Annotated in this window: 22 protein-coding genes and 1 pseudogene; 16 read left to right on the plus strand and 7 right to left on the minus strand. The window is 64.7% G+C overall.

Annotation, left to right across the window (positions count from 1 at the left end; all coding sequences use genetic code 11):
• Positions 1–40 precede the first annotated feature (40 nt).
• The 13 genes from urtB (at position 41) to B4F51_RS00400 (ending at position 11,917) form a co-directional block, all read left to right on the plus strand.
• Positions 41–1,672 carry an urea ABC transporter permease subunit UrtB gene (urtB, locus tag B4F51_RS00340; RefSeq protein WP_296223050.1) on the plus strand — a complete coding sequence of 544 codons (1,632 nt, stop codon included), beginning with the start codon at positions 41–43 and terminating at the stop codon, positions 1,670–1,672.
• Between the two features lie 4 nt (positions 1,673–1,676).
• Entirely contained in the window at positions 1,677–2,840 is a 1,164-nt protein-coding gene (urtC, locus tag B4F51_RS00345) for an urea ABC transporter permease subunit UrtC (RefSeq protein WP_296223052.1), read from the plus strand.
• A complete protein-coding gene (urtD, locus tag B4F51_RS00350; protein ID WP_296223053.1) occupies positions 2,837–3,700 on the plus strand; it encodes an urea ABC transporter ATP-binding protein UrtD in 864 nt (287 codons plus the stop codon). Before urtC ends, urtD begins: the two co-directional genes overlap by 4 nt.
• A gap of 1 nt (position 3,701) precedes the next feature.
• On the plus strand, positions 3,702–4,394 hold the full coding sequence (urtE, locus tag B4F51_RS00355) for an urea ABC transporter ATP-binding subunit UrtE (RefSeq protein ID WP_296223055.1): 693 nt from the start codon (positions 3,702–3,704) through the stop codon (positions 4,392–4,394).
• 90 nt (positions 4,395–4,484) lie between these two features.
• Positions 4,485–5,372 carry an urease accessory protein UreD gene (locus B4F51_RS00360; RefSeq protein WP_296223058.1) on the plus strand — a complete coding sequence of 296 codons (888 nt, stop codon included), beginning with the start codon at positions 4,485–4,487 and terminating at the stop codon, positions 5,370–5,372.
• Positions 5,373–5,436: 64 nt separating this feature from the next.
• Complete coding sequence (gene ureA / locus B4F51_RS00365) at positions 5,437–5,739, plus strand: urease subunit gamma (protein WP_021194965.1); 303 nt, start codon at positions 5,437–5,439, stop codon at positions 5,737–5,739.
• A 24-nt stretch (positions 5,740–5,763) separates the two neighbouring features.
• Positions 5,764–6,381: a HupE/UreJ family protein gene (locus B4F51_RS00370; RefSeq protein WP_296223061.1), complete on the plus strand. Its 618-nt coding sequence runs from the start codon at positions 5,764–5,766 to the stop codon at positions 6,379–6,381.
• Positions 6,382–6,393: 12 nt separating this feature from the next.
• On the plus strand, positions 6,394–6,699 hold the full coding sequence (locus tag B4F51_RS00375) for an urease subunit beta (protein ID WP_296223063.1): 306 nt from the start codon (positions 6,394–6,396) through the stop codon (positions 6,697–6,699).
• A 13-nt stretch (positions 6,700–6,712) separates the two neighbouring features.
• Complete coding sequence (gene ureC / locus B4F51_RS00380; RefSeq protein ID WP_296223064.1) at positions 6,713–8,431, plus strand: urease subunit alpha; 1,719 nt, start codon at positions 6,713–6,715, stop codon at positions 8,429–8,431.
• A gap of 1,139 nt (positions 8,432–9,570) precedes the next feature.
• Positions 9,571–10,224, plus strand: coding sequence for an urease accessory protein UreE (ureE, locus tag B4F51_RS00385; RefSeq protein WP_296223065.1), 654 nt, complete (start codon positions 9,571–9,573; stop codon positions 10,222–10,224).
• Positions 10,217–10,906 (plus strand): urease accessory protein UreF, encoded by a 690-nt coding sequence (locus tag B4F51_RS00390; RefSeq protein WP_296223461.1) that lies wholly within the window; start codon positions 10,217–10,219, stop codon positions 10,904–10,906. Before ureE ends, B4F51_RS00390 begins: the two co-directional genes overlap by 8 nt.
• 11 nt (positions 10,907–10,917) lie before the next feature.
• The gene (gene ureG / locus B4F51_RS00395) at positions 10,918–11,538 is read left to right on the plus strand and encodes an urease accessory protein UreG (RefSeq protein WP_296223066.1); all 621 of its coding nucleotides are present in this window, start codon (positions 10,918–10,920) and stop codon (positions 11,536–11,538) included.
• 76 nt (positions 11,539–11,614) lie between these two features.
• The gene (locus tag B4F51_RS00400; protein ID WP_296223068.1) at positions 11,615–11,917 is read left to right on the plus strand and encodes a hypothetical protein; all 303 of its coding nucleotides are present in this window, start codon (positions 11,615–11,617) and stop codon (positions 11,915–11,917) included.
• A 10-nt stretch (positions 11,918–11,927) separates the two neighbouring features.
• Here the strand turns inward: B4F51_RS00400 and B4F51_RS00405 are convergent.
• The 4 genes and pseudogenes from B4F51_RS00405 to B4F51_RS00420 form a co-directional block, all read right to left on the minus strand.
• Positions 11,928–12,074, minus strand: a pseudogene (locus B4F51_RS00405) (isoprenylcysteine carboxylmethyltransferase family protein); the annotation flags it as partial.
• A gap of 73 nt (positions 12,075–12,147) precedes the next feature.
• Positions 12,148–12,840, minus strand: a complete 693-nt coding sequence (locus B4F51_RS00410; RefSeq protein ID WP_296223070.1) for a glutathione binding-like protein — start codon at positions 12,838–12,840, stop codon at positions 12,148–12,150.
• A gap of 147 nt (positions 12,841–12,987) precedes the next feature.
• Positions 12,988–14,250: an acyl-CoA dehydrogenase family protein gene (locus B4F51_RS00415; protein ID WP_296223072.1), complete on the minus strand. Its 1,263-nt coding sequence runs from the start codon at positions 14,248–14,250 to the stop codon at positions 12,988–12,990.
• Between the two features lie 53 nt (positions 14,251–14,303).
• Positions 14,304–14,756, minus strand: coding sequence for a PaaI family thioesterase (locus B4F51_RS00420; RefSeq protein WP_296223074.1), 453 nt, complete (start codon positions 14,754–14,756; stop codon positions 14,304–14,306).
• A 92-nt stretch (positions 14,757–14,848) separates the two neighbouring features.
• Between B4F51_RS00420 and B4F51_RS00425 the strand changes: the two genes are divergently transcribed.
• Complete coding sequence (locus B4F51_RS00425; RefSeq protein ID WP_296223075.1) at positions 14,849–15,796, plus strand: LysR family transcriptional regulator; 948 nt, start codon at positions 14,849–14,851, stop codon at positions 15,794–15,796.
• Here B4F51_RS00425 and B4F51_RS00430 read toward each other — a convergent pair.
• Positions 15,724–16,692 (minus strand): LysR family transcriptional regulator, encoded by a 969-nt coding sequence (locus tag B4F51_RS00430; protein WP_296223077.1) that lies wholly within the window; start codon positions 16,690–16,692, stop codon positions 15,724–15,726. The genes B4F51_RS00425 and B4F51_RS00430 overlap by 73 nt on opposite strands.
• Positions 16,693–16,810: 118 nt before the next feature.
• On the opposite strand from B4F51_RS00430, the gene B4F51_RS00435 reads away from it, so the two are divergent.
• Together B4F51_RS00435 and B4F51_RS00440 are read left to right on the plus strand one after the other, a co-directional pair.
• On the plus strand, positions 16,811–17,515 hold the full coding sequence (locus B4F51_RS00435; protein ID WP_296223079.1) for an SDR family oxidoreductase: 705 nt from the start codon (positions 16,811–16,813) through the stop codon (positions 17,513–17,515).
• The gene (locus B4F51_RS00440; RefSeq protein WP_296223080.1) at positions 17,512–17,913 is read left to right on the plus strand and encodes a glyoxalase; all 402 of its coding nucleotides are present in this window, start codon (positions 17,512–17,514) and stop codon (positions 17,911–17,913) included. Before B4F51_RS00435 ends, B4F51_RS00440 begins: the two co-directional genes overlap by 4 nt.
• 32 nt (positions 17,914–17,945) lie before the next feature.
• Here B4F51_RS00440 and B4F51_RS00445 read toward each other — a convergent pair whose 3' ends face one another.
• Together B4F51_RS00445 and B4F51_RS00450 are read right to left on the minus strand one after the other, a co-directional pair.
• Positions 17,946–19,022: a phosphotransferase gene (locus tag B4F51_RS00445; protein ID WP_296223462.1), complete on the minus strand. Its 1,077-nt coding sequence runs from the start codon at positions 19,020–19,022 to the stop codon at positions 17,946–17,948.
• A 47-nt stretch (positions 19,023–19,069) separates the two neighbouring features.
• Complete coding sequence (locus B4F51_RS00450; RefSeq protein WP_296223082.1) at positions 19,070–19,804, minus strand: histidine phosphatase family protein; 735 nt, start codon at positions 19,802–19,804, stop codon at positions 19,070–19,072.
• Positions 19,805–19,815 lie beyond the last annotated feature (11 nt).

Consider the following 19,815-nt stretch of genomic DNA (forward strand, 5'->3'; position numbering starts at 1 on the left):
TGGGCCGGTTTCGATATCGGCCGCCACGCATCGGATTGCCATGATGTGCTTGTCCCGCTGGTTGTTTCATTCCCTTGCCGCACTGCTGTGCGCTTTCTGTCTGGCTGCGATGCCTGCGGTATCCGCATGGGCTGCCGGACAACCATTGACCCAAGCTGATCTCAAGCCGTTGGCCGAAGACGACTTCGATGCCAAGGTCAAGACGCTCAACGCGCTGACCGCCGCGCCCGCCGAACAAGCCGGGCCGATCCTGCAAGCCTTGCAGAATGACGCGCTGTTCTTCGCGCCCGCCGCCGGCATGGTGCGTCAGGATGGCGAGAAGTACCTGGACGCGATCACTGGCCAGCCCGTCACCGTCAAGGCCGACGATCTGCAATCCCTCACACTGAACAATGCCCTGCGTGCGCAAGTGGACAGCGCGGCGAGCGGCTTCGTTCTGCAGTCGCCGGACCGTGCCGTGCGCGCACAGGCGGTCGATACGTTGCTTGCGCACCCAGAGACGGCATCGCGCCCCATTGTCGACGCGGCGCGCAAGCATGAAACCGATCCGGAGTTGCGCGGCAAGCTGCATGTCCTGTGGGCCAATCTCGCACTCGACGACGGGACGCATGCCGAGAAGCTCGAAGCGCTCAAGTTGCTTGCGGGCGATACCAACCCGCAGACGCGCCAGCGCATCGCCCCGTTGCTCGCTAAAGACAGCGGCGCTGACAATGAACTGCGTGCCGCCGCACAGCAAGCGCTCGACAGTCTGACCGCACAGGAACGCAAATCTGAATTGATCGGCAACCTGTTTGCCGGGCTCAGCCTCGGCTCCGTGCTGCTGCTCGCGGCCCTCGGGCTGGCCATCACCTATGGCCTCATCGGCGTCATCAACATGGCGCACGGTGAGTTCCTGATGATCGGTGCGTACGCCACCTACGTGGTGCAGACCATCTTCCGTAACTACTTTCCGAACGCATTCGACTGGTATCTGCCCGCAGCGCTGCCTGCCGCGTTCCTGGCCGCGGCCGTCGTCGGCTTTGCGCTGGAGCGGCTGGTGCTGCGTCACCTGTATGGCCGTCCGCTCGAAACGCTGCTCGCCACGTTCGGCATCAGCCTGCTGTTGATGCAGGCCGTTCGCTCGATCTTCGGTGCGCAGAACGTGGAAGTCGCGAACCCAAACTGGATGAGCGGCGGCATTGCGCTGTATCCGGGCCTCGTGCTGCCGTACAACCGGCTCGTCATCCTGCTGTTTGCGCTGGCGGTGGTGGCGATTGCGTGGGCGGTGCTCAACCGTACGCGCCTGGGCCTGTTCGTGCGCGCCACCACGCAGAACCGCACCATGGCCGCCTGCGTTGGCGTGCGCACGTGGAAAGTCGACAGCTACGCGTTTGCGTTCGGGGCAGGCATTGCCGGGTTGGGCGGCTGCGCGCTTTCGCAGATCGGCAACGTCGGTCCGGACCTCGGCCAGAGTTACATCATCGATTCGTTCATGGCGGTGGTGCTGGGCGGGGTGGGGCAGTTGGCCGGCACCATCATCGGCGCGTTCGGGCTGGGGCTCATCAACAAGTTCATCGAGCCGTTCTACGGCGCGGTGCTCGCGAAGATCATCGTGCTGGCGCTGATCGTGCTGTTCATCCAGAAGCGTCCGCAGGGGCTGTTCGCCCTCAAGGGCCGCAGCGCGGAGGCCTGACGATATGACCCAATTCACTCTCGATATTCCGGCGCGCATGCCGCTGCTGTCGCGGCGCGGGTGGTCTGCGCTGGTGCTCGTGTCGCTCATCGTGTGCATTGGCGCGCCGGTGTGCGCGCTGCTCGTGCCGGAGGGCAACCCGCTGCATCTGTCGGCGTATGCGCTCACGCTGATCGGCAAGATCATGTGCTACGCGCTGGCGGCGCTGGCACTCGACCTGGTGTGGGGCTACTGCGGCATCCTGAGCCTCGGCCACGGCGTGTTCTTTGCGCTGGGCGGCTACGCGATGGGCATGTACCTGATGCGCTCCATCGGCCGCGACGGCGTGTACAAGAGCGATCTGCCGGATTTCATGGTCTTCCTCGACTGGAAGGAGCTGCCCTGGTTCTGGCACGGCACCGAGCACTTTGTCTGGGCCGCGCTGCTGGTGGTGCTGGTGCCCGGTGTGCTGGCGTGGCTGTTTGGCTTCTTCGCATTCCGCTCACGCGTCAAGGGCGTGTATCTCTCGATCATCACGCAGGCGATGACCTATGCGGCCATGCTGCTGTTCTTCCGCAACGAGACGGGCTTTGGCGGCAACAACGGCTTCACCGATTTCAAGCGCATCCTCGGCTTTCCGATTGCCGCATTGCCGACGCGCACGGTGTTGTTCATGGCGACATTTGTTGCGCTGGTGCTGGCGTTCATCGCGTGCCGCGCCATCGTCACCTCCAAGTTCGGGCGCGTGGTCACGGCCATTCGCGATGCCGAGGCGCGCGTGATGTTCTCCGGCTATAACCCGCTCGGCTACAAGCTGTTCGTGTGGACGTTCTCGGCCGTGCTGTGCGGCATTGCGGGCGCGCTGTATGTGCCGCAGGTCGGCATCATCAACCCGGGCGAGATGTCGCCGGGCAACTCGATCGAGATGGCCGTGTGGGTGGCCGTGGGCGGACGTGGCACGTTGATCGGCCCGATCATCGGCGCCTTTCTCGTCAACGGGGCCAAGACGCTGCTGACGGCATGGGTGCCGGAGTACTGGCTGTTCGTGCTCGGTGCGATCTTTGTGCTGGTGACGCTGTATCTGCCGAATGGCGTGCTGGGGCTGACGGGCAAGCTGCGCATGAAGAAGCGCGTGCCCACGCAAACCAAGGCACCTGAAGCCGCGACCGTCACCGGAGACCACGCATGAGCACCTTGACCGAACTCCCCGACAGCGCGCAGATTGGAAACTTCAGCGGCACCGCCACCGGCATGGGCCACGTGGTCGAGCCGGACACCATCGACGTCTCGCACGGCGCCATCCTGTATCTCGAAGACGTGACGGTGCGCTTTGGCGGCTTTCGCGCACTGAACGCGCTTACGTTGTCCATCGACCACGGCGAGCTGCGCTGCATCATCGGCCCCAACGGCGCGGGCAAGACCACGATGATGGACGTGATCACCGGCAAGACCGGCCCGCGCAATGCGGACGTGACGGGTCGTGTGTTCCTCGGCCAGAGCATCGACCTATTGCGCCTGACCGAGCCGCGCATTGCGCAGATCGGCATCGGGCGCAAGTTCCAGAAGCCCACCGTGTTCGAACAACACACCGTGTGGGAAAACCTGGAACTGGCCATGAAGGCCGACAAGCGCTGGTGGGTGTCGCTGCGCGCGCGACTGTTGAACGACGGCCGCCAGCGCATTGAAGAAACGCTCGGCCGCATCCACCTGGAAGCCGAGGCGTATCGGCCGGCCGGGTTGCTCTCTCATGGTCAGAAGCAACGGCTGGAGATCGGCATGCTGCTGATGCAGGAACCGCAATTGCTGTTGCTCGATGAGCCCGTCGCCGGCATGACCGATGAAGAGACGATGCAACTGGCCACGCTCCTGAATGGCTTGCGCGGCAAGTGCTCGATCATGGTGGTCGAGCACGACATGGAGTTCGTCGCCGCGCTGGCCGGCGCTGAAGGGCGTGTGACCGTGCTGGCCGAAGGCAGCGTCCTGGCCGAAGGCACGCTCGATGCCGTCAAGCGCGATGAGCGAGTGATCGAATCCTATCTAGGACGCTGACATGCTGCAGATCCAGCAACTGAACCAGTTCTATGGCGGCAGCCACATCCTGCGCAACGTCAGCTTTGAGGTGCCGACTGGCAAGCTGACCACGCTGCTCGGCCGCAACGGCGTCGGCAAGACGACGCTGCTCAAGTGCCTGATGGGTGTCGTGCCCACGGCCAGCGGCGAGATTGACTGGGAAGGGCGCGCCATCCAGAAGCTGCCCGCGTATGAACGCGTCTCGCAAGGCCTCGCCTATGTGCCGCAGGGCCGCGAGATATTTCCTCGCTTGACGGTGGAAGAGAACCTGCTGATTGGTGCAGCGGCCAGGCGTGCGCCGTCCAAGGTGCCCGATTCGATCTACGAGCTGTTCCCGGTGCTCGAGGAAATGAAAGGGCGGCGGGGCGGCGACTTGTCCGGTGGCCAGCAGCAGCAACTCGCTATCGGCCGTGCGCTGATGAGCGAACCGCGTCTGCTGATCCTGGACGAGCCGACCGAGGGCATCCAGCCTTCCATCATCCAGGAGATCGGCCGCACGCTGCGCAGGCTGGTGGACGAGTTCGGCATGTCCGTCTTGCTGGTCGAGCAGTACTACGACTTTGCCCGCTGCATTGCCGACCGCTACGTCGTCATGAGCCGTGGCGAGGTCATTGCCCAGGGTGACGGCGCCCGCATGGAGGCCGATGGCGTGCGCGATCTGGTTGCGGTCTGATGCACGGGAGCTTTGCCAAAAAAGTCGAATGCCAAATCAGCGGCATCTGGCTATGATGAGAAAATTCCTAGCCGCAGCGCCGCACTCCTGATGCGCCATCCCGATTTTCCCGTACCGCCGCAGACCGATTCATTCGCGTCCTGGGAAGCGTCACTGCGTCTGGCGTTTGCCCGCCGCGAGGCGCGGACGGTGCTAGCGTCGTGTCGGCATCAGGGGCCGCTGCGCGTGCAAAAAGCGCTGTATCCGGAAGGCGACGGCATCTGCCACGTTGTCATGCTGCACCCGCCTGCCGGCATTGCCGGTGGCGACGTGCTCGACATCGACATCGCGCTCGGCGCCGAGGCGCACGCGGTGCTGACCACGCCCGGCGCCACCAAGTGGTACAAGTCCCTCGGCCGAACGGCCACGCAGCGCGTTGCCATCCGCATGGATGCCGGCGCGCGCCTCGACTGGCTGCCGCAGGAGAACATCGTCTTCAACCAGGCGTGCCCGATCATCGATCTCACGCTGGACCTCGCCCCCGGCGCTACTGCCATCGGCTGGGACACCACCATGCTCGGCCGCCACGCTGCTGGCGAATCGTGGGCCGAAGGCCGGATCGTCATGCGCACGAACGTGCGTTGCGGCGGCCAGCCGCTGTGGATCGAATCTGCCGCCTTCGACGCGCAATCCCCGGTGTTGAACGCGACAACAGGCATGGCCGGTTTCCATGTTGTCGGCACGCTGTGGGCGGTGGGCGAGGGCGCCACCGAGGCCCTGGCAGAAGCGATGGCCGAACACCTGCCGTACAACGACAACATGCGTGCCGGCGTGACTTGCCTCACGCAAGACGCACCCGGCCTGCCCAACGTATTGCTGCTGCGCGTGCTGGCACGCCGGCCCGAAGATGCGCGCGCCTTGCTATCGCAAACCTGGCTGGCGCTGCGCGAACCGATCCATGGCGTGGCGGGTCGTCCGTTGCGCTTGTGGGCCACATGATGGCGACGTGACCGTACGCCGCCCAATTTAGACCCGACTTGACACTTAGCGAAGAGAGCCCCTCGTGGAACTGACCCCGCGCGAAAAAGACAAGCTGCTGATCTTCACCGCCGCCTTGCTGGCCGAGCGCCGCAAGGGCCGCGGCCTCAAGCTCAACTACCCGGAAGCCGTCGCCTTCATCAGCGCCGCCATCATGGAAGGCGCGCGTGACGGCAGAACGGTGGCCGAGTTGATGCACTACGGCACGACGCTTCTCTCACGTGAGGACGTGATGGACGGCGTGGCCGAGATGATTCCCGACATTCAGGTCGAGGCCACGTTTCCGGACGGCACCAAGCTGGTTACCGTCCACCATCCCATTGTCTGAATGCCCTCCACCAAGAGTCCTGCCATGACGCACACCCTGTCTCGCTACGTCCGGCCCGCTGCGGCCATCGCCCTCACGTTGGGCGCTTCCGCCGCCTTCGCGCATCCTGGGCACCCCGGCCACACGGCCGAGGCCAGCCTGCTCGCCGGTTTCCTGCATCCACTTACCGGTGCGGACCACCTGCTGGCGATGGTGGCCGTGGGGGTGTGGAGCGCGCTCGCCTCGCGTTCCGTGCGTGATGCGCTGTGGGCGCCGGTTGCGTTCGTCGCGTTGATGGTCATGGGTGCCGTGCTGGGGGCAGGCGGTATGGTGTTGCCGATGGTCGAGCCGATGATTGCCGCATCGCTGCTGGTGTTTGGCCTGCTGATTGCCGCGCGCGCGCAGATGCCGACGTGGGCTGGTGCGCTGCTGTGCGGCGCGTTTGCCCTGTTTCACGGCTACGCGCACGGCACGGAATTCCCGGCGGGTGCACAGGCGATGTTCCCGACCTTCGTCGGCGGCTTTGCCGTGGCGACGGCGCTGCTGCATGCGGCTGGTATTGGCGCGGGGGTTGCGCTCAAGCCGCGTCTGGCATGGCTGGCGCGTCTGTCGGGTGTTGGCGTGGCGCTGTACGGTGCCGGGCTGCTGGCGGCGGCTGTGTAAAAGGGGCGCGACATGATCCCCGGTGAACTCCTGCCGCAAGACGGCGATCTCGAACTCAACGCAGGCCGCCCCACGGTGACGGTCACGGTGGCCAACACCGGTGATCGCCCCGTCCAGATCGGCTCGCACTACCACTTCTATGAAGTCAACGACGCGCTGCGCTTTGACCGCGAGGCCACGCGCGGCTATCGGCTGAACATCGCCGCCGGCACCGCCGTGCGCTTCGAGCCGGGGCAGGAGCGCACGGTCGAACTCGTGGCGCTGGCCGGTGACCGCGTGGTCTACGGCTTCGCTGGCCGTGTGATGGGCAAGCTTTGAGCGAGACACGGACATGACATTGAAGATCAATCGCCGCGCCTATGCGGAAATGTTCGGCCCCACGACCGGAGACCGCCTCCGCCTGGCCGACACCGACCTCATCGTTGAAGTCGAACGCGACTTCACCATCTACGGCGAGGAAGTGAAATTCGGTGGCGGCAAGGTCATCCGCGACGGCATGGGCCAGAGCCAGCGCGAATCGAAGGACTGCGCCGACACCGTCATCACCAACGCGCTGATCATCGATCACTGGGGCATCGTCAAGGCCGACATCGGCCTGAAGCACGGCCGCATTTCCGCAATCGGCAAGGCCGGTAACCCTGACATCCAGCCCGGCGTGACGATCGTCATCGGCCCGGGCACGGAGATCATCGCGGGCGAGGGGATGATCGTTACCGCGGGCGGCGTCGACACGCACATCCACTTCATCTGTCCGCAGCAGATTGACGAGGCGCTCAACAGCGGCGTGACGACCATGATCGGCGGCGGCACCGGCCCCGCCACCGGCACCTTCGCCACCACCTGCACGACGGGGCCGTGGTACATGCAGCGCATGCTGCAGGCCGCTGATGCCTACCCGATGAACATCGGCTTCCTGGGCAAGGGCAACGGCAGCCTGCCGGGCGCGCTGCGCGAGCAGATCGACGCGGGCGCCATTGGCCTGAAGCTGCACGAAGACTGGGGCTCCACGCCCGCAGCGATCGACTGCTGCCTGGGTGTGGCCGACGACACTGACACGCAGGTCGCCATCCACACCGACACGTTGAACGAATCGGGCTTTGTTGAAGCGACCGTCGCCGCATTCAAAGGCCGCACGATCCACACGTATCACACCGAAGGCGCAGGCGGCGGGCATGCGCCGGACATCATCCGCGTGTGCGGTGAATCGAACGTGCTGCCGTCGTCCACCAACCCGACGCGGCCGTTCACCGTCAACACGCTGGATGAGCACCTCGACATGCTGATGGTGTGCCATCACCTCGATGCGTCCATCGCCGAAGACATTGCTTTTGCCGAGAGCCGCATCCGCCGCGAGACGATTGCCGCCGAAGACATCCTGCACGACCTGGGCGCGTTCTCGATGATCTCCAGCGACTCGCAGGCCATGGGCCGTGTGGGCGAAGTCGTGCTGCGCACCTGGCAGACCGCGCACAAGATGAAAGTGCAGCGCGGCAAGCTGGCGGGCGACCCGAACGATGCGCGCGGCGGCCATGACAACTTTCGCGTGAAGCGCTACGTCGCCAAGTACACGATCAACCCCGCGATCACGCACGGCATTGCGCACGAGGTGGGCTCGGTCGAAGTTGGCAAATGGGCGGACCTTGTGCTGTGGCGTCCGGCGTTCTTTGGTGTGAAGCCGAGTCTGATCCTGAAGGGCGGGATGATTGCTTCTGCGGCGATGGGGGATGCGAATGCGTCGATCCCGACGCCGCAGCCTGTGCACTATCGGCCGATGTTTGGGTCGGCGGGTGGGGCGCTGGGGCGGACTTCACTGAGCTTCCTGTCGCAGTCGGCTGCGGCTGCGGGGGTGGCGGAGCAGTATGGGTTGGCCAAGACCACTGCGGTGGTCAAGGGCACGCGTACTGTGAGCAAGGCGGACATGATTCATAACGACTGGCAGCCTGACATTACCGTTGATCCGGAGACTTATCAGGTCGTGGCGGATGGGACTGTGTTGACTTGTGAGCCGGCTGAGGTGTTGCCGATGGCGCAGCGGTATTTCCTGTTCTAGCTGGTGGGTTGGGGTGGGCTCGGGTTTCTTGTTGTTGGTCCATCCCTCGTATCGTCCCCTGCCGGGGCCGACTCACTTTTCTTTGTCTTGCCAAAGAAAAGTAAGCAAAAGAAAGGCGCGCCCGAGATGGCGACTTCCCCTTGAATTTATGTAACCGGGCGGGGAAGGAGGCAAACTCGCTGCGCTCAGACAAGCCTCCTTCCTTTTTCCGCCCGCTTACAGAAATTCAAGGCGCCATCAAGGGCAGGAAAGTCAAAGGCCAAACCGGCGGGGAACGCAGGTGAACGCCAAGACTCGTTGAGTGCGAGTGCGAGTGCGAGTGCGAGTGCGAGTGCGAGTGCGAGTGCGAGTGCGAGTGCAAGTGCAAGTGCAAGTGCAGGTGCAGGTGCAAGTGCAAGTGCAGGTGCAAGTGCAGGTGCAAGTGCAGGTGCGAGCGATAGTTGGGATCGTGCGAAGGAGCAGCGTGCTGGCAGAAGATTGTGTGCTTTACCCCTGCCCTAGATGGCGCCTTGAATTTCTGTTGCAGGGAGGAAAAAGGAAGGGAAACTGTCTGAGCGCAGCGAGTTTTTCCCTTCCCCTCCCTGCGACATAAATTCAAGGAATCTTTCGCCATCTCGGGCGCGCCTTTCTTTGCTTACTTTCTTTGGCAAGACAAAGAAAGTGAGTCGTGCCCGGCAGGGGACGAAACAGGAGCAAACCAACAAGACCCGTCGCAGGCAGAGAAAATCCGAGCCTCAGACCCCGGCGTCCGAGGGTCAGAGCCTCAAGCACGACCCTCTGACCCTCAAATTCGATACTCCCGATATCGAATACGAGCCGACGAAGCGAAGCAATTCGGGCGCTGGACCCAATCTGGACAAAATGAGACGCAACTGAAGCAAAGATGCAGAATTTTTCGGGGCTCGAAGCGCGATAGTCCAAGCGAAAAGCCTCGTGCTCCAAGCGCTGAGCCTGACGTTTGAGGCTTAGCGCTCGGGATTCGAAACCAAAAGTGTGAAACTCGGAGGTCAAAGCCCGGCTGTTGAGGTTCAGAGCCCGGTGATTGGCTTTCAGAACTCGACGTTCCGGGCTCGGAACTCGGTGTTTGACATGCTCAGCTCCACGCTGGGTTGTCGTGAGATTGTGAATAGGTTCCAACGATGCTTTCCATCAATAAACATCTTCCCGCGCCGCACGGCTTGGCCTCTGTGCTGGTCAAGCGCGCACCCAAGCTGGTGCTGCCGTTCCTGGAGCGCAGCCGCAGCCGCTTGCGCGCCACGCTCGATGATGGCCGCGAGGTGGCTGTGGTGCTGCCGCGCGGCACCGTCATGCGCGGCGGCGATGTGCTCGTCACTGAAGACGGCACGCTGGTGGAAGTGCTCGCCGCACCCGAGCAGGTACTGCATGTGACCAGCGAAAACCGCCTCGCACTGATGCGTGCCGCTTACCACCTCGGCAACCGCCACACGCCCGTGCAGGTCAGCGCAGATGCGCTGCAGCTTGAAGCCGATCCGGTGCTCGAAGACATGCTCACGCGCCTGGGCGTGACCGTCGCGCATGTGGAGGCACCGTTCGAGCCCGAGGCGGGCGCCTACGGCGGTGGCCATCGCCATGGCCACGATGCAACGTTCGAAGAGGACTACGCGGCCGCGCAGGCGCTGTACCACGAGCATCACGGGCATGAGGGGCATGAGCACGGCCACTCGCACAGTCACGGTCACAGCCACGGCCACGCGCACGATCACGATCATGCGCATGACCACGGACACGTGCATGGCCCAGGCTGTGGCCATCACCACCATCATCATGACTAACACCGCGCAACTGACCGCCTTGCTGCACCTCGCGTCGCCGGCGCTGCCGGTGGGCGCGTTCAGCTATTCGCAGGGGCTGGAGGCGGCGGTGGATGTGCAGCATGTGACAAACGAAGCATCAGCCGCGCAGTGGATTGCCGAAGGGCTCGACGTGCTCGCCGCGTGCGAGGCACCGTTGTGGTTGCTGCAATTCGCTGATTGGCAGGCAGGCCGCTTCGACGCAGTGGCCGAGCGCGATGCGTGGTTTCTCTCCACACGCGAAACGCGCGAGCTGCGTCTGGAGACCGCGCAGATGGGCTGGTCGCTCAGCCGCCTCATTCAGCAGATGGTGTGGGGCGACGATGCATTGCGTGCCGCATTGGCGGCGCGTGCGTCGGTGACGTTCCCCACCGCATTTGCGGCGGCCGCTGCCGCGCTGAATGTCGACCCGCTTGACGGCGTGACGGCCTATTGCTTTGCCTGGGTGGAGAACCAGATGGCGGCGGCGGTCAAGGCTGTGCCGCTGGGGCAGGCCGCCGGGCAGCGCATTCTCTTCGGCCTGCATGCGGCGGTGGCGCACGCGGTGGAAGAGGCGACCCGCCGCGCGGCAAGCCATCCGCCTGAACTCTCGACGTTTTCGCCTGGGCTGGGCGTGCTCTCGGCCCGGCATGAAACCCAATATTCACGGTTGTTCCGTTCTTGATCCTAAACATCATGCGTACCAAGAAACTTCCCGCCTTGCGCGTCGGCGTGGGCGGCCCGGTGGGCTCCGGCAAGACGACGTTGCTGGAGATGCTCTGCAAGGCCATGCGCGACCGCTATGACCTCGTCGCCATCACCAACGATATCTACACCAAGGAAGATCAGCGCCTGCTGACCATCTCCGGCGCATTGCCGCCTGAGCGCATCATGGGCGTGGAGACGGGCGGCTGCCCGCACACCGCCATCCGCGAAGATGCCTCGATCAACCTCGAAGCGGTCGACCGTATGCTGAGCCGGTTTCCGGATGCCGATGTCGTTTTCATCGAATCCGGCGGTGATAACCTCGCGGCCACCTTCAGCCCCGAGCTGTCGGACCTGACGATCTACGTGATCGACGTGGCGGGCGGGGAGAAGATCCCGCGCAAGGGCGGGCCGGGTATCACCAAGTCGGATCTGCTGATCATCAATAAGACCGATCTCGCGCCGTACGTTGGGGCCTCGCTGGAAGTGATGGAGAGCGACACGCGCAAGATGCGCGGTGACCGCCCCTTCGTGATGTGTAACCTCAAGGCGCAGGGCGGGCTGGATGAGGTCATCCGGTTCATCGAGCGGCAGGGGATGTTGGCGGCCTGAGGTGCGGGTTACGGGGCACTCCCGACGGCATAGTGGGTCCAAACGGCTTTGATAGGCGCGCGACCGGAGGTGCCCGATGGGCTCGCGACATTGGCTCCTGCTGGCAGCAACTGTCTGGGGTGCGGTGGCGTGTACTCCGGTGGTCTCCGGCCCGTCTTACACCATGGATGTGCGGCTGCATGACGGCAAGCAGGTGCGCTGCGCCGTCAACGCGCCGCTGGTGCGGCCCGATCCGCCGGGGCCGGCGCTGACCACGCGCGAGCGCAACGAAGCCGAGGTACTTGCGCTGCAGCCGATGCGGCTGGAGGTGGGGCCCAGGTCGCCGTATCCGACGCCTTATACGGCGCCGGATGTCCAGTGTGTTGCGCTGCCGCTTTGAACGAGGGGCGCTAGTACAACCCGGGAATCCGGCGCCAGGTCCGGGCGCGGTACGCGTCGTACTCGGCGCCGAATTGCGGTTGGAGCAGGGCTTCCGCAGCGTGCACGCGTGCCACCAGCGGCGGAATCAGCAACGCAGTGAGCGCCACGCCGGCCACCCGTTGCCCGCATCGACGGCTCCCAAAAGAAAAGGCCGCATCACGCGGCCTGTTTCCCCAGCAAAGAAGACGATCAACGACGCTGATACTGCGTAGCGCCGAAGAGAATCTCCTTGGCCTTGTCATCCTGCACGGCAGGCCGTTCACTGGCCAGCACCTTCACGCCGCGTTGTACCGCGGGGCGTTCTTCAATGGCTTCAAACCAGCGCTGCAGCTTGGGGTAATCCGACAGCTCGATCCCCTGGTTCTTCCAGCTGCGCAGCCACGGCCACGTTGCGATATCGGCGATGGAATACTCCGGGCCGCCCAGATACTTGGATTCGGACAGACGCTTGTCGATCACGCCATACAGGCGCTTGGCCTCGTTCGTGTAGCGGTTGATCGCGTATTCAATTTTTTCCGGCGCATAGATGCGAAAGTGGTGTGCCTGGCCGAGCATCGGGCCGACGCCGCCCATCTGGAACATCACCCATTGCAGCACTTCATATTTGCCGCGCACGTCGTCGGGCATGAACTTGCCCGTCTTGCCGGCGAGGTACAGCAGGATTGCGCCTGATTCGAACAGCGAGATGGGTTTGCCGTCCGGGCCGTCGTGATCGACGATGGCCGGGATCTTGTTGTTCGGGCTGATCTTGAGGAAGTCGGGCTTGAACTGGTCACCGGCGCCGATGTTGATGCCGTGAACGCGGTAGGGCAGCCCGCACTCCTCCAGCATGATGTGCACCTTATGCCCGTTGGGCGTGGCCCAGCTATAGACGTCGATCATGACTTGCGTGCTCCTGAGCAGGAAAGAGGGGAGAGCCGACCATTCAAGCACAGAACACGAAAACGCGCAGACGGCGGCCGCGGGCAAAAAAAATCCCCGCAAAACGCGGGGAATAAGGAGTGAACGGTAGAAAAACGTGCGGCGATATCAGGCGCCGCGCGTGACGGGCATATCGGCCACGTCGGCCAGCTTGTGCAGGTGCTTGGCCAGTTCCAGCTTGGCGATGGCTGCACGGTGCACCTCGTCCGGGCCGTCGGCCAGGCGCAGGGTGCGTTGGTGCGCATAGGCCGAAGCCAGCGGGAAGTCGCCCGACACGCCGCCGCCGCCGTGTGCCTGGATCGCCCAGTCGACGATCTGGCAGGCGATGTTCGGAGCCACGACCTTGATCATCGCAATCTCGGCCTTGGCGACCTTGTTGCCGACGGTGTCCATCATGTACGCGGCCTTGAGCGTGAGCAGGCGCGCCTGCTCGATCATGCAGCGTGCCTCGGCAATGCGCTCGTGCCAGACGCTGTGCTGGGCGATCGGCTTGCCGAAGGCGACGCGCGTCGTGAGGCGCTTGCACATCAGTTCCAGCGCGCGCTCGGCAATGCCGATGCTGCGCATGCAGTGATGGATGCGGCCCGGGCCCAGGCGGCCCTGCGCAATCTCGAAGCCGCGGCCTTCGCCCAGCAGGATGTTGCCGACCGGCACGCGAACGTTCTTCAGGTCGACTTCCATGTGGCCGTGCGGTGCGTCGTCGTAGCCGAACACCGTCAGCGGACGCATGACGGTGATGCCCGGCGCGTTGGCCGGCACTACGATCATCGATTGCTGCTCGTGGCGGCCCGCATCCGGGTTGGTCTTGCCCATGACGATGTACACGGCGCAGCGCGGGTCGCCAGCGCCGGAAGACCACCATTTGCGGCCGTTGATGACGTATTCGTCGCCCTGGCGCTCGATGCGGCATTCAATGTTGGTGGCGTCCGACGAGGCCACGGCCGGCTCGGTCATCAGGAAAGCCGAGCGGATCTCGCCGCGCAGCAGCGGCTCCAGCCAGCGGTCTTTCAGTGCTTCCGATGCGTAGCGCTCCAGCGTTTCCATGTTGCCGGTGTCGGGCGCGGAGCAGTTGAACACCTCCGGCGCCCAGGGCACGCGGCCCATGATCTCGCACAGCGGGGCGTATTCCAGGTTCGACAGGCCTTCCGGCGCGCGCGGCGATTGCGGCAGGAACAGGTTCCACAGCCCGGCCTTGCGCGCCAGCGGCTTGAGTTCTTCGATGACCTTGGTGGGGATCCACGCGTTACCGGCCCGGCGGTTGGCTTCCACCTCTTCGTGGAAGCGGTGCTCGTTCGGGTAGATGTGCTGGTCGAAGAATTCAAGCAGGCGGGCCTGCATTTCCTTGACCTTGGGTGTGTAGTCGAAATTCATGGCGTCTCCTCAGGAAATCTCGAAACCTCGAACGGGCAATGCATCAAGTCGGTTCAGACGGTCTCGGCGATGCGTCCGCCGAGCACTGCAAACACGGCACTCGCGCGCGCGACCAGCCGGTCGCCACGATGGAACAGGGCCTGCGCAAAGGCCAGTTTGCTGCCGGTGCGCAAACCTTCTGGGGTGATCTCGATCCAGTCGCCTTCACCAGCCGAGGCGATGAAGTCGACCGTCAGGCTGGCGGTGGACATGGCGATCGCGCCGCCGTTGCCGTCACCCGGTTCGGCCAGGCAATAGCCGAGCGCCGCATCGGCCAGCGAGGCCACCACGCCGCCATGCAGGATGCCGCGCCGGTTCAGGTGGTGATGGCCCACGTGAAAGCCCATCACCATCGACGGCCCCATGCCACGGGCATAGACCGGCCCCAGCATTGTCAGGAAGGGGCTCGGCTTGTTCAGCTTTTCAAAGCCGGCGGGCACGGTCAGGTTGTCGGTGGCTGTGGTCATGGCGCATGGCCTCTCTCACATCGATGCACGCAGCATAAGCCTTCACCTACAATAAGAGAAATGAATTTAATAGATTGCCGTTCATCAATGTCATGCATATATCCCGTGTCGATCTGAACCTGTTCGTTGTCTTTGACGCCATCTACACGGAAGGCGGGATCACGGCGGCTGCGCGCACGCTCAACCTGACGCAGCCGGCGGTCAGCCACGCGCTGGGGCGGCTGCGCGAGCTGTTCGACGACGCGCTGTTCGAGCGGCGCGGGCAGGGCATGGTGCCGACGCCGCTGGCGCGCACGCTTGTTGCCGAGGTGCGCACCGCGCTGCAGGGCTTTGAGCGCACTTTGCGTGAGGGCACGCGTTTCGACCCCGCCGTGAGCGAGCGCCGCTTCACCCTCTCGATGCGCGATGCGCTGGAGGCCACGCTGCTGCCGCCCCTGATGGCGGCCATCGCCAAGGAAGCGCCGCGCATCGACGTGACGACCGTGCGCGGAGACCGCCGCCAGCTTGAAGCCGAGTTGCTGGCCGGCACCATCGACGCGGCGGCGGACATTCTGCTGCCGGCATCGCCGGCTATTCGCCATGCGTCGCTGCTGAGCGATCCGATGGTGGTGCTGGCGCGTCCCGGGCACCCCATCGCGCACGAACCGCTTACGCTCGAGCGCTATCTGGCGTGCGAGCACGTGCACGTGTCGTCAAGGCGACGGGGCGCCGGGCTCGAGGATGTGGAGTTGCGCCGGCTCGGGCACGAGCGGCGGGTGAGGCTGCGCTGTCAGCACTACCCGGCGGCGTGCAGGGTGGTGAGCTGCACGGATCTGCTCGCCACTTTGCCGATCCGCTATGCACGCATCGCCAACGAGCCGTACGGCAACGTCATGCTGCCGCTGCCGTTCAACGTGCAGCCGCTGGAGCTTTACTTGTATTGGCACACCAACAGCGACCAGGATGCCGCCAGCCGCTGGCTGCGGGATCACGTGTTCGCCGCGATGGCCGAAGTGGCCTTGGACGATGCCGCTGCTGCCTTTGGCGACGGGAACGGATAGCGCGCGCTGAATTCTGCAAAGCGCGCAGCGAGAAAATCCGCGCACGCCGTCAGCCGCGCCGGGCGATGGCGGCGGGCGAGGCTCACAAGCTGCAGCGGCGTGGGCGCATGGCTCCACGCCGGAAGCGCCACCTCCAGCCGTCCGGCGTACACATCCTGCGCCACATCCAGCCACGACTTGAATGCCAGCCCACGCCCCGCGATGGCCCAGTCGCGCACCACGGCTCCGTCATCGCACTGGAAATCGCCGCGCACGTCCATGGGGGCCGGGCCGCTGGCGTGAGTGAGCTGCCAGCGCGTGACCGGCTCGCCATTGCGCAGCAGGATCAGGCAGCGGTGATCGGCGAGATCGCTTGGATGTGCGGGGCGACCATGGCGCTTGAAGTACGACGGCGCCCCCACGATCACGCGCGGATGCGAAGCCAACGGCCGCCGCACCAGCGCCGAATCCTGCAGGTGTCCGTAGCGCAGCGCGAAGTCGAGGTCTTCGCGCATCAGGTCGGCCAGCCGATCGCCCAGCACCAGCGTGATGCGCACGCCGGGGTGCTCGTCGCAAAACGCGTCGAGCCACGGGCGCAGGATGTGTCGCCCCAGGTCTGACGGGGCAGCAATGCGGATCGGGCCGGCCAGCTCGGTGCGGTCTTGCCCCAGGCTTTCCGCGCCTTCATCCAACGCCTCCAGGGCCTGTCTTGCATACCCTAGATATCGGTGGCCAGCTTCGGTCGGCCGCATGCTGCGCGTGGTGCGCTCGAACAGGCGTGCACCCAGTTCGCCTTCGACGCGCTTGAGCGCCGCGCTGGCCGTGGCGGGCAGCCAGCCGAGCTGCCGGGCGGCGGCCGAGAGGTTGCCGGCATCGGCAATGCGCACCAATAGGCGGAGGTCATCAAGGGCGATCATTGTCAAAGAAGGTTTGGAAAATCATCAAAGCATAGCCAGATTATGGTGTTCTTGTTTGATGAAAGAATGGCCGCAATTGATCTACGGTTTTTCTCTCTCTTCTCAAAGGAGCGTTGACATGACTTCGAAGACGTTGCAGGGCCAATCGGTGGTGGTGCTGGGTGGGACGGCTGGCATCGGGCAGGCGGTGGCGCGCGCCGCGGCGGCGGCCGGTGCCAACGTCGCGGTACTGGGCCGTTCGGCCAGGACCGGCGACGGTATCCAGGGCATTGCCGTCGATGCGAACGACACCGTGGCGCTGGCCGGCGCGCTGGCGCAGGCCGCCGCCGTCGGCAAGATCGACCACCTCGTCATCACCATCGGCTCGCGCGCGAGCCCGCCGCCGTTCGCCTCGCTGCAACTGGCAGACCTGCAGATCGGCTTCGGCACCAAGCTGTTTGCCGCGCTGATGGCGGTGCAGGCCGCGCTGCCGCATCTGGCCGAGCGGGCGTCGATCACGCTCACGTCGGGGCTGCTCTCGCGCAAGCCGACGGCGACGGGGTTGCTGCGTGCGTCGATCAACGCGGCGGTGGAGGCGGCGGGTAAGAACCTGGCGAAGGAACTCGCGCCGCGCCGCGTCAACGTAGTGAGTCCCGGCGTGGTCGATACGGAAGTGTGGGGTGCACCGGCCGATCGTGAGGTTATGCTTTTGCGCATCGGCAGCGGGCTGCCGGTCGGCCGCGTGGGCACGCCGGAAGACCTCGCCCAAGGCTATCTGCTGGCCATGACCAACGGCTTCATGACCGGCGCCATCATCGACATCGAAGGAGGCGGTTTGCTATGACACCCAATGGCGATTGGACATTCGATCACGTGAACTTTCACGTGGCCAGCGACGCGCCCATTCTCAAGTTCTTCGCCGACGTGCTGGGCTGGAAGCCGGGCCCCCGGCCTGCGTTTCCGTTTTCGGGCACATGGCTGTATCAGCACGACGATGCGCTGATCCACCTGGTCGATGCGGAGGGTGATCAGCCCGAGCTGGTGTTCTCGCACATCTGCTTTCGTACGCAGCAGGAGGCGGCCGATGTGCTCGCCAAGGTGCGTGCGAGCGGCATGCCGTATCAGGTGCGGAGACACCCGGAGCGGGCTGTCGCACAGATCTTTGTGCAGATGCCGGGCGCGATCGTCCTGGAACTCGAGGCGCGGCTGTCTGGGCCGCTGGAGGAAGCGCGCGACTATTGAGCCGCGCGCCTGGCTGGATTGTCGATTGTCGGTCAGCCGGCCTGCTGGGCGTACTTCCAGCCCAGCTCGGCCATCGGGCGGGCACGCTTGCCGGCCTCCAGCGCCTGCGCAGAAGACGCCGTGCCGTCCACCACGCGCTTCATGATCCCTTGCAGGATGCCCGCAATGCGGAACATGTTGTAGGCGAGGTAGAAGTTCCAGTCGCCGGTAATGCGGCGGCCGGTGCGCTGTTCGTACTGGCGGATGTACTCGGCTTCGGTGGGAATGCCCAGCGCCGCGAAGTCCAGCCCGGCCACGCCGCGGAACTGGCCTGGCTCGATGTGCCAGCTCATGCAGTGGTAGCTAAAGTCGGCCAGCGGATGCCCCAGCGTCGACAGTTCCCAATCGAGGATGGCCAGCACGCGTGGCTCGGTCGGGTGGAAGATCAGGTTGTCGAGCCGGTAGTCGCCGTGGACGATGCTGGTGATCTCTTCAGCCTCTTGCGGCACATGCTTGGGCAGCCATTCGATCAGGTTGTCCATCGCCGGAATCGATTCGGTTTCCGACAGCTTGTACTGCTTGCTCCAGCGCTCGATCTGGCGTGCGAAGTAATTGCCGGGCTTGCCATAGTCGGACAGGCCGATCGCGGCGTAGTCCACGCAGTGCAACGCGGCAATGACGCGGTTCATTTCGTCGTAGATAGCGGTGCGCTCGGCGGGCGCCATGCCGGGCAAGGCCTGGTCCCACAGTACGCGGCCCTGCACGAACTCCATGATGTAGAAGGCGCGGCCGATCACGGCTTCGTCTTCGCACAGCGCGAACATCTTGGCGACGGGCACGTCGGTCTTGGCCAGTGCATGCATCACGCGATATTCGCGCTCGATGGCATGCGCGGACGGCAGCAGTTTCGCCTTCGGCCCTGGCTTGGCGCGCATCACGTATGTGCCCGACGGCGTGATGAGCTTGAAGGTCGGGTTGGACTGCCCGCCCTTGAACTGTTCAACGGTGAGCGGGCCGGCGAAGCCGTCGACATGCGCATGCATCCACGCTTGCAGCGCGCCGACGTCAAACTTCTGCTGTTCCGCCACCGGGCGCGTGCCCTCGAAAGCCGAGAAATCCTGCTGCTGCATGTGCGACATAGGGTGTGTCTCCGAATCTTGTTGTGTGTCTGGGAAGGTCAGGCCGCTGAGTCTCGATAGCGAAGGTACTGCTGCAGCAGCACTTCCATCGTCGTCAGGCGCGAGCCGAGGTGGGCGGGCGAGGGCGGCGAGAAATTGCTCATGCGCAGCACCCAGTCGCTGGGTTCGTCACCCACATCGAGCACGTTGATACAGCCGGCGGTCTGTGCGAGGTTGCCGAAGAACACGCGCTCGCCGCCGGTGATGGCGTGCGAGAGGATCGCGCGGTTGGTGCCGCCGTGCAGTACCAGCAGGACGGTGTCCCAGTCAGGCAGGGTGCGCAGGCGGGCGATGGCCGGAATCACGCGGTCGAGGAATTCGCCGACGCTCTCGCCGTTCATGAAGCGGCGATCGTCCGGCACCGTGCCCTCGAACACGCCGATGAAAGCCTGCGCGAGTTCATGCTCGGGAATTTCCGCCAGCTTGCCGCCGCGGATCTCCTGCAGCTCGGGCCATTGTTCGAGCGCGACGCCGCGCGCCTTCATCGCCGGCATCTCGGCCAGTACGCGCTGCGCGGTTTCCACCGTGCGCGGCAGGCCGCTTACGATCACACGGTCGAAGAGGATGTTCTCTGCGGCAAAGGTCTGGCCGGCGGCGGTGGCCTGCTTGCGACCGTCCTCGTTGAGGGGCACTGTCTCGGGCACAACGGGGCGGCCGGTCTCATCAAAGTACGTGACCGCGCCATGGCGCATCAGGTAGACGCGCCGGCGATTGGGAGTCGGGAACGGAATCATGCGTGCCTGCG

It is taken from the genome of Ralstonia sp. UBA689 (assembly GCF_002298975.1).
Lineage (GTDB): Bacteria > Pseudomonadota > Gammaproteobacteria > Burkholderiales > Burkholderiaceae > Ralstonia.

Excerpts from the sequence above, each read along its gene's own strand:
- B4F51_RS00430 (WP_296223077.1), bottom strand. The coding sequence starts at position 16,692 with ATGATCGCCCTTGATGACCTCCGCCTATTGGTGCGCATTGCCGATGCC.
- B4F51_RS00410 (WP_296223070.1), bottom strand. The coding sequence starts at position 12,840 with ATGATCGACGTCTATAGCTGGGCCACGCCCAACGGGCATAAGGTGCAC.
- B4F51_RS00375 (WP_296223063.1), top strand. The coding sequence starts at position 6,394 with ATGATCCCCGGTGAACTCCTGCCGCAAGACGGCGATCTCGAACTCAAC.
- B4F51_RS00360 (WP_296223058.1), top strand. The coding sequence starts at position 4,485 with ATGCGCCATCCCGATTTTCCCGTACCGCCGCAGACCGATTCATTCGCG.
- urtE (WP_296223055.1), top strand. The coding sequence starts at position 3,702 with ATGCTGCAGATCCAGCAACTGAACCAGTTCTATGGCGGCAGCCACATC.
- B4F51_RS00390 (WP_296223461.1), top strand. The coding sequence starts at position 10,217 with ATGACTAACACCGCGCAACTGACCGCCTTGCTGCACCTCGCGTCGCCG.
- B4F51_RS00370 (WP_296223061.1), top strand. The coding sequence starts at position 5,764 with ATGACGCACACCCTGTCTCGCTACGTCCGGCCCGCTGCGGCCATCGCC.
- ureG (WP_296223066.1), top strand. The coding sequence starts at position 10,918 with ATGCGTACCAAGAAACTTCCCGCCTTGCGCGTCGGCGTGGGCGGCCCG.
- B4F51_RS00425 (WP_296223075.1), top strand. The coding sequence starts at position 14,849 with ATGCATATATCCCGTGTCGATCTGAACCTGTTCGTTGTCTTTGACGCC.
- B4F51_RS00400 (WP_296223068.1), top strand. The coding sequence starts at position 11,615 with ATGGGCTCGCGACATTGGCTCCTGCTGGCAGCAACTGTCTGGGGTGCG.
- urtB (WP_296223050.1), top strand. The coding sequence starts at position 41 with ATGATGTGCTTGTCCCGCTGGTTGTTTCATTCCCTTGCCGCACTGCTG.
- B4F51_RS00435 (WP_296223079.1), top strand. The coding sequence starts at position 16,811 with ATGACTTCGAAGACGTTGCAGGGCCAATCGGTGGTGGTGCTGGGTGGG.
- B4F51_RS00420 (WP_296223074.1), bottom strand. The coding sequence starts at position 14,756 with ATGACCACAGCCACCGACAACCTGACCGTGCCCGCCGGCTTTGAAAAG.
- B4F51_RS00415 (WP_296223072.1), bottom strand. The coding sequence starts at position 14,250 with ATGAATTTCGACTACACACCCAAGGTCAAGGAAATGCAGGCCCGCCTG.
- ureE (WP_296223065.1), top strand. The coding sequence starts at position 9,571 with ATGCTTTCCATCAATAAACATCTTCCCGCGCCGCACGGCTTGGCCTCT.
- ureC (WP_296223064.1), top strand. The coding sequence starts at position 6,713 with ATGACATTGAAGATCAATCGCCGCGCCTATGCGGAAATGTTCGGCCCC.
- B4F51_RS00440 (WP_296223080.1), top strand. The coding sequence starts at position 17,512 with ATGACACCCAATGGCGATTGGACATTCGATCACGTGAACTTTCACGTG.
- urtC (WP_296223052.1), top strand. The coding sequence starts at position 1,677 with ATGACCCAATTCACTCTCGATATTCCGGCGCGCATGCCGCTGCTGTCG.
- urtD (WP_296223053.1), top strand. The coding sequence starts at position 2,837 with ATGAGCACCTTGACCGAACTCCCCGACAGCGCGCAGATTGGAAACTTC.
- B4F51_RS00450 (WP_296223082.1), bottom strand. The coding sequence starts at position 19,804 with ATGATTCCGTTCCCGACTCCCAATCGCCGGCGCGTCTACCTGATGCGC.
- B4F51_RS00445 (WP_296223462.1), bottom strand. The coding sequence starts at position 19,022 with ATGCAGCAGCAGGATTTCTCGGCTTTCGAGGGCACGCGCCCGGTGGCG.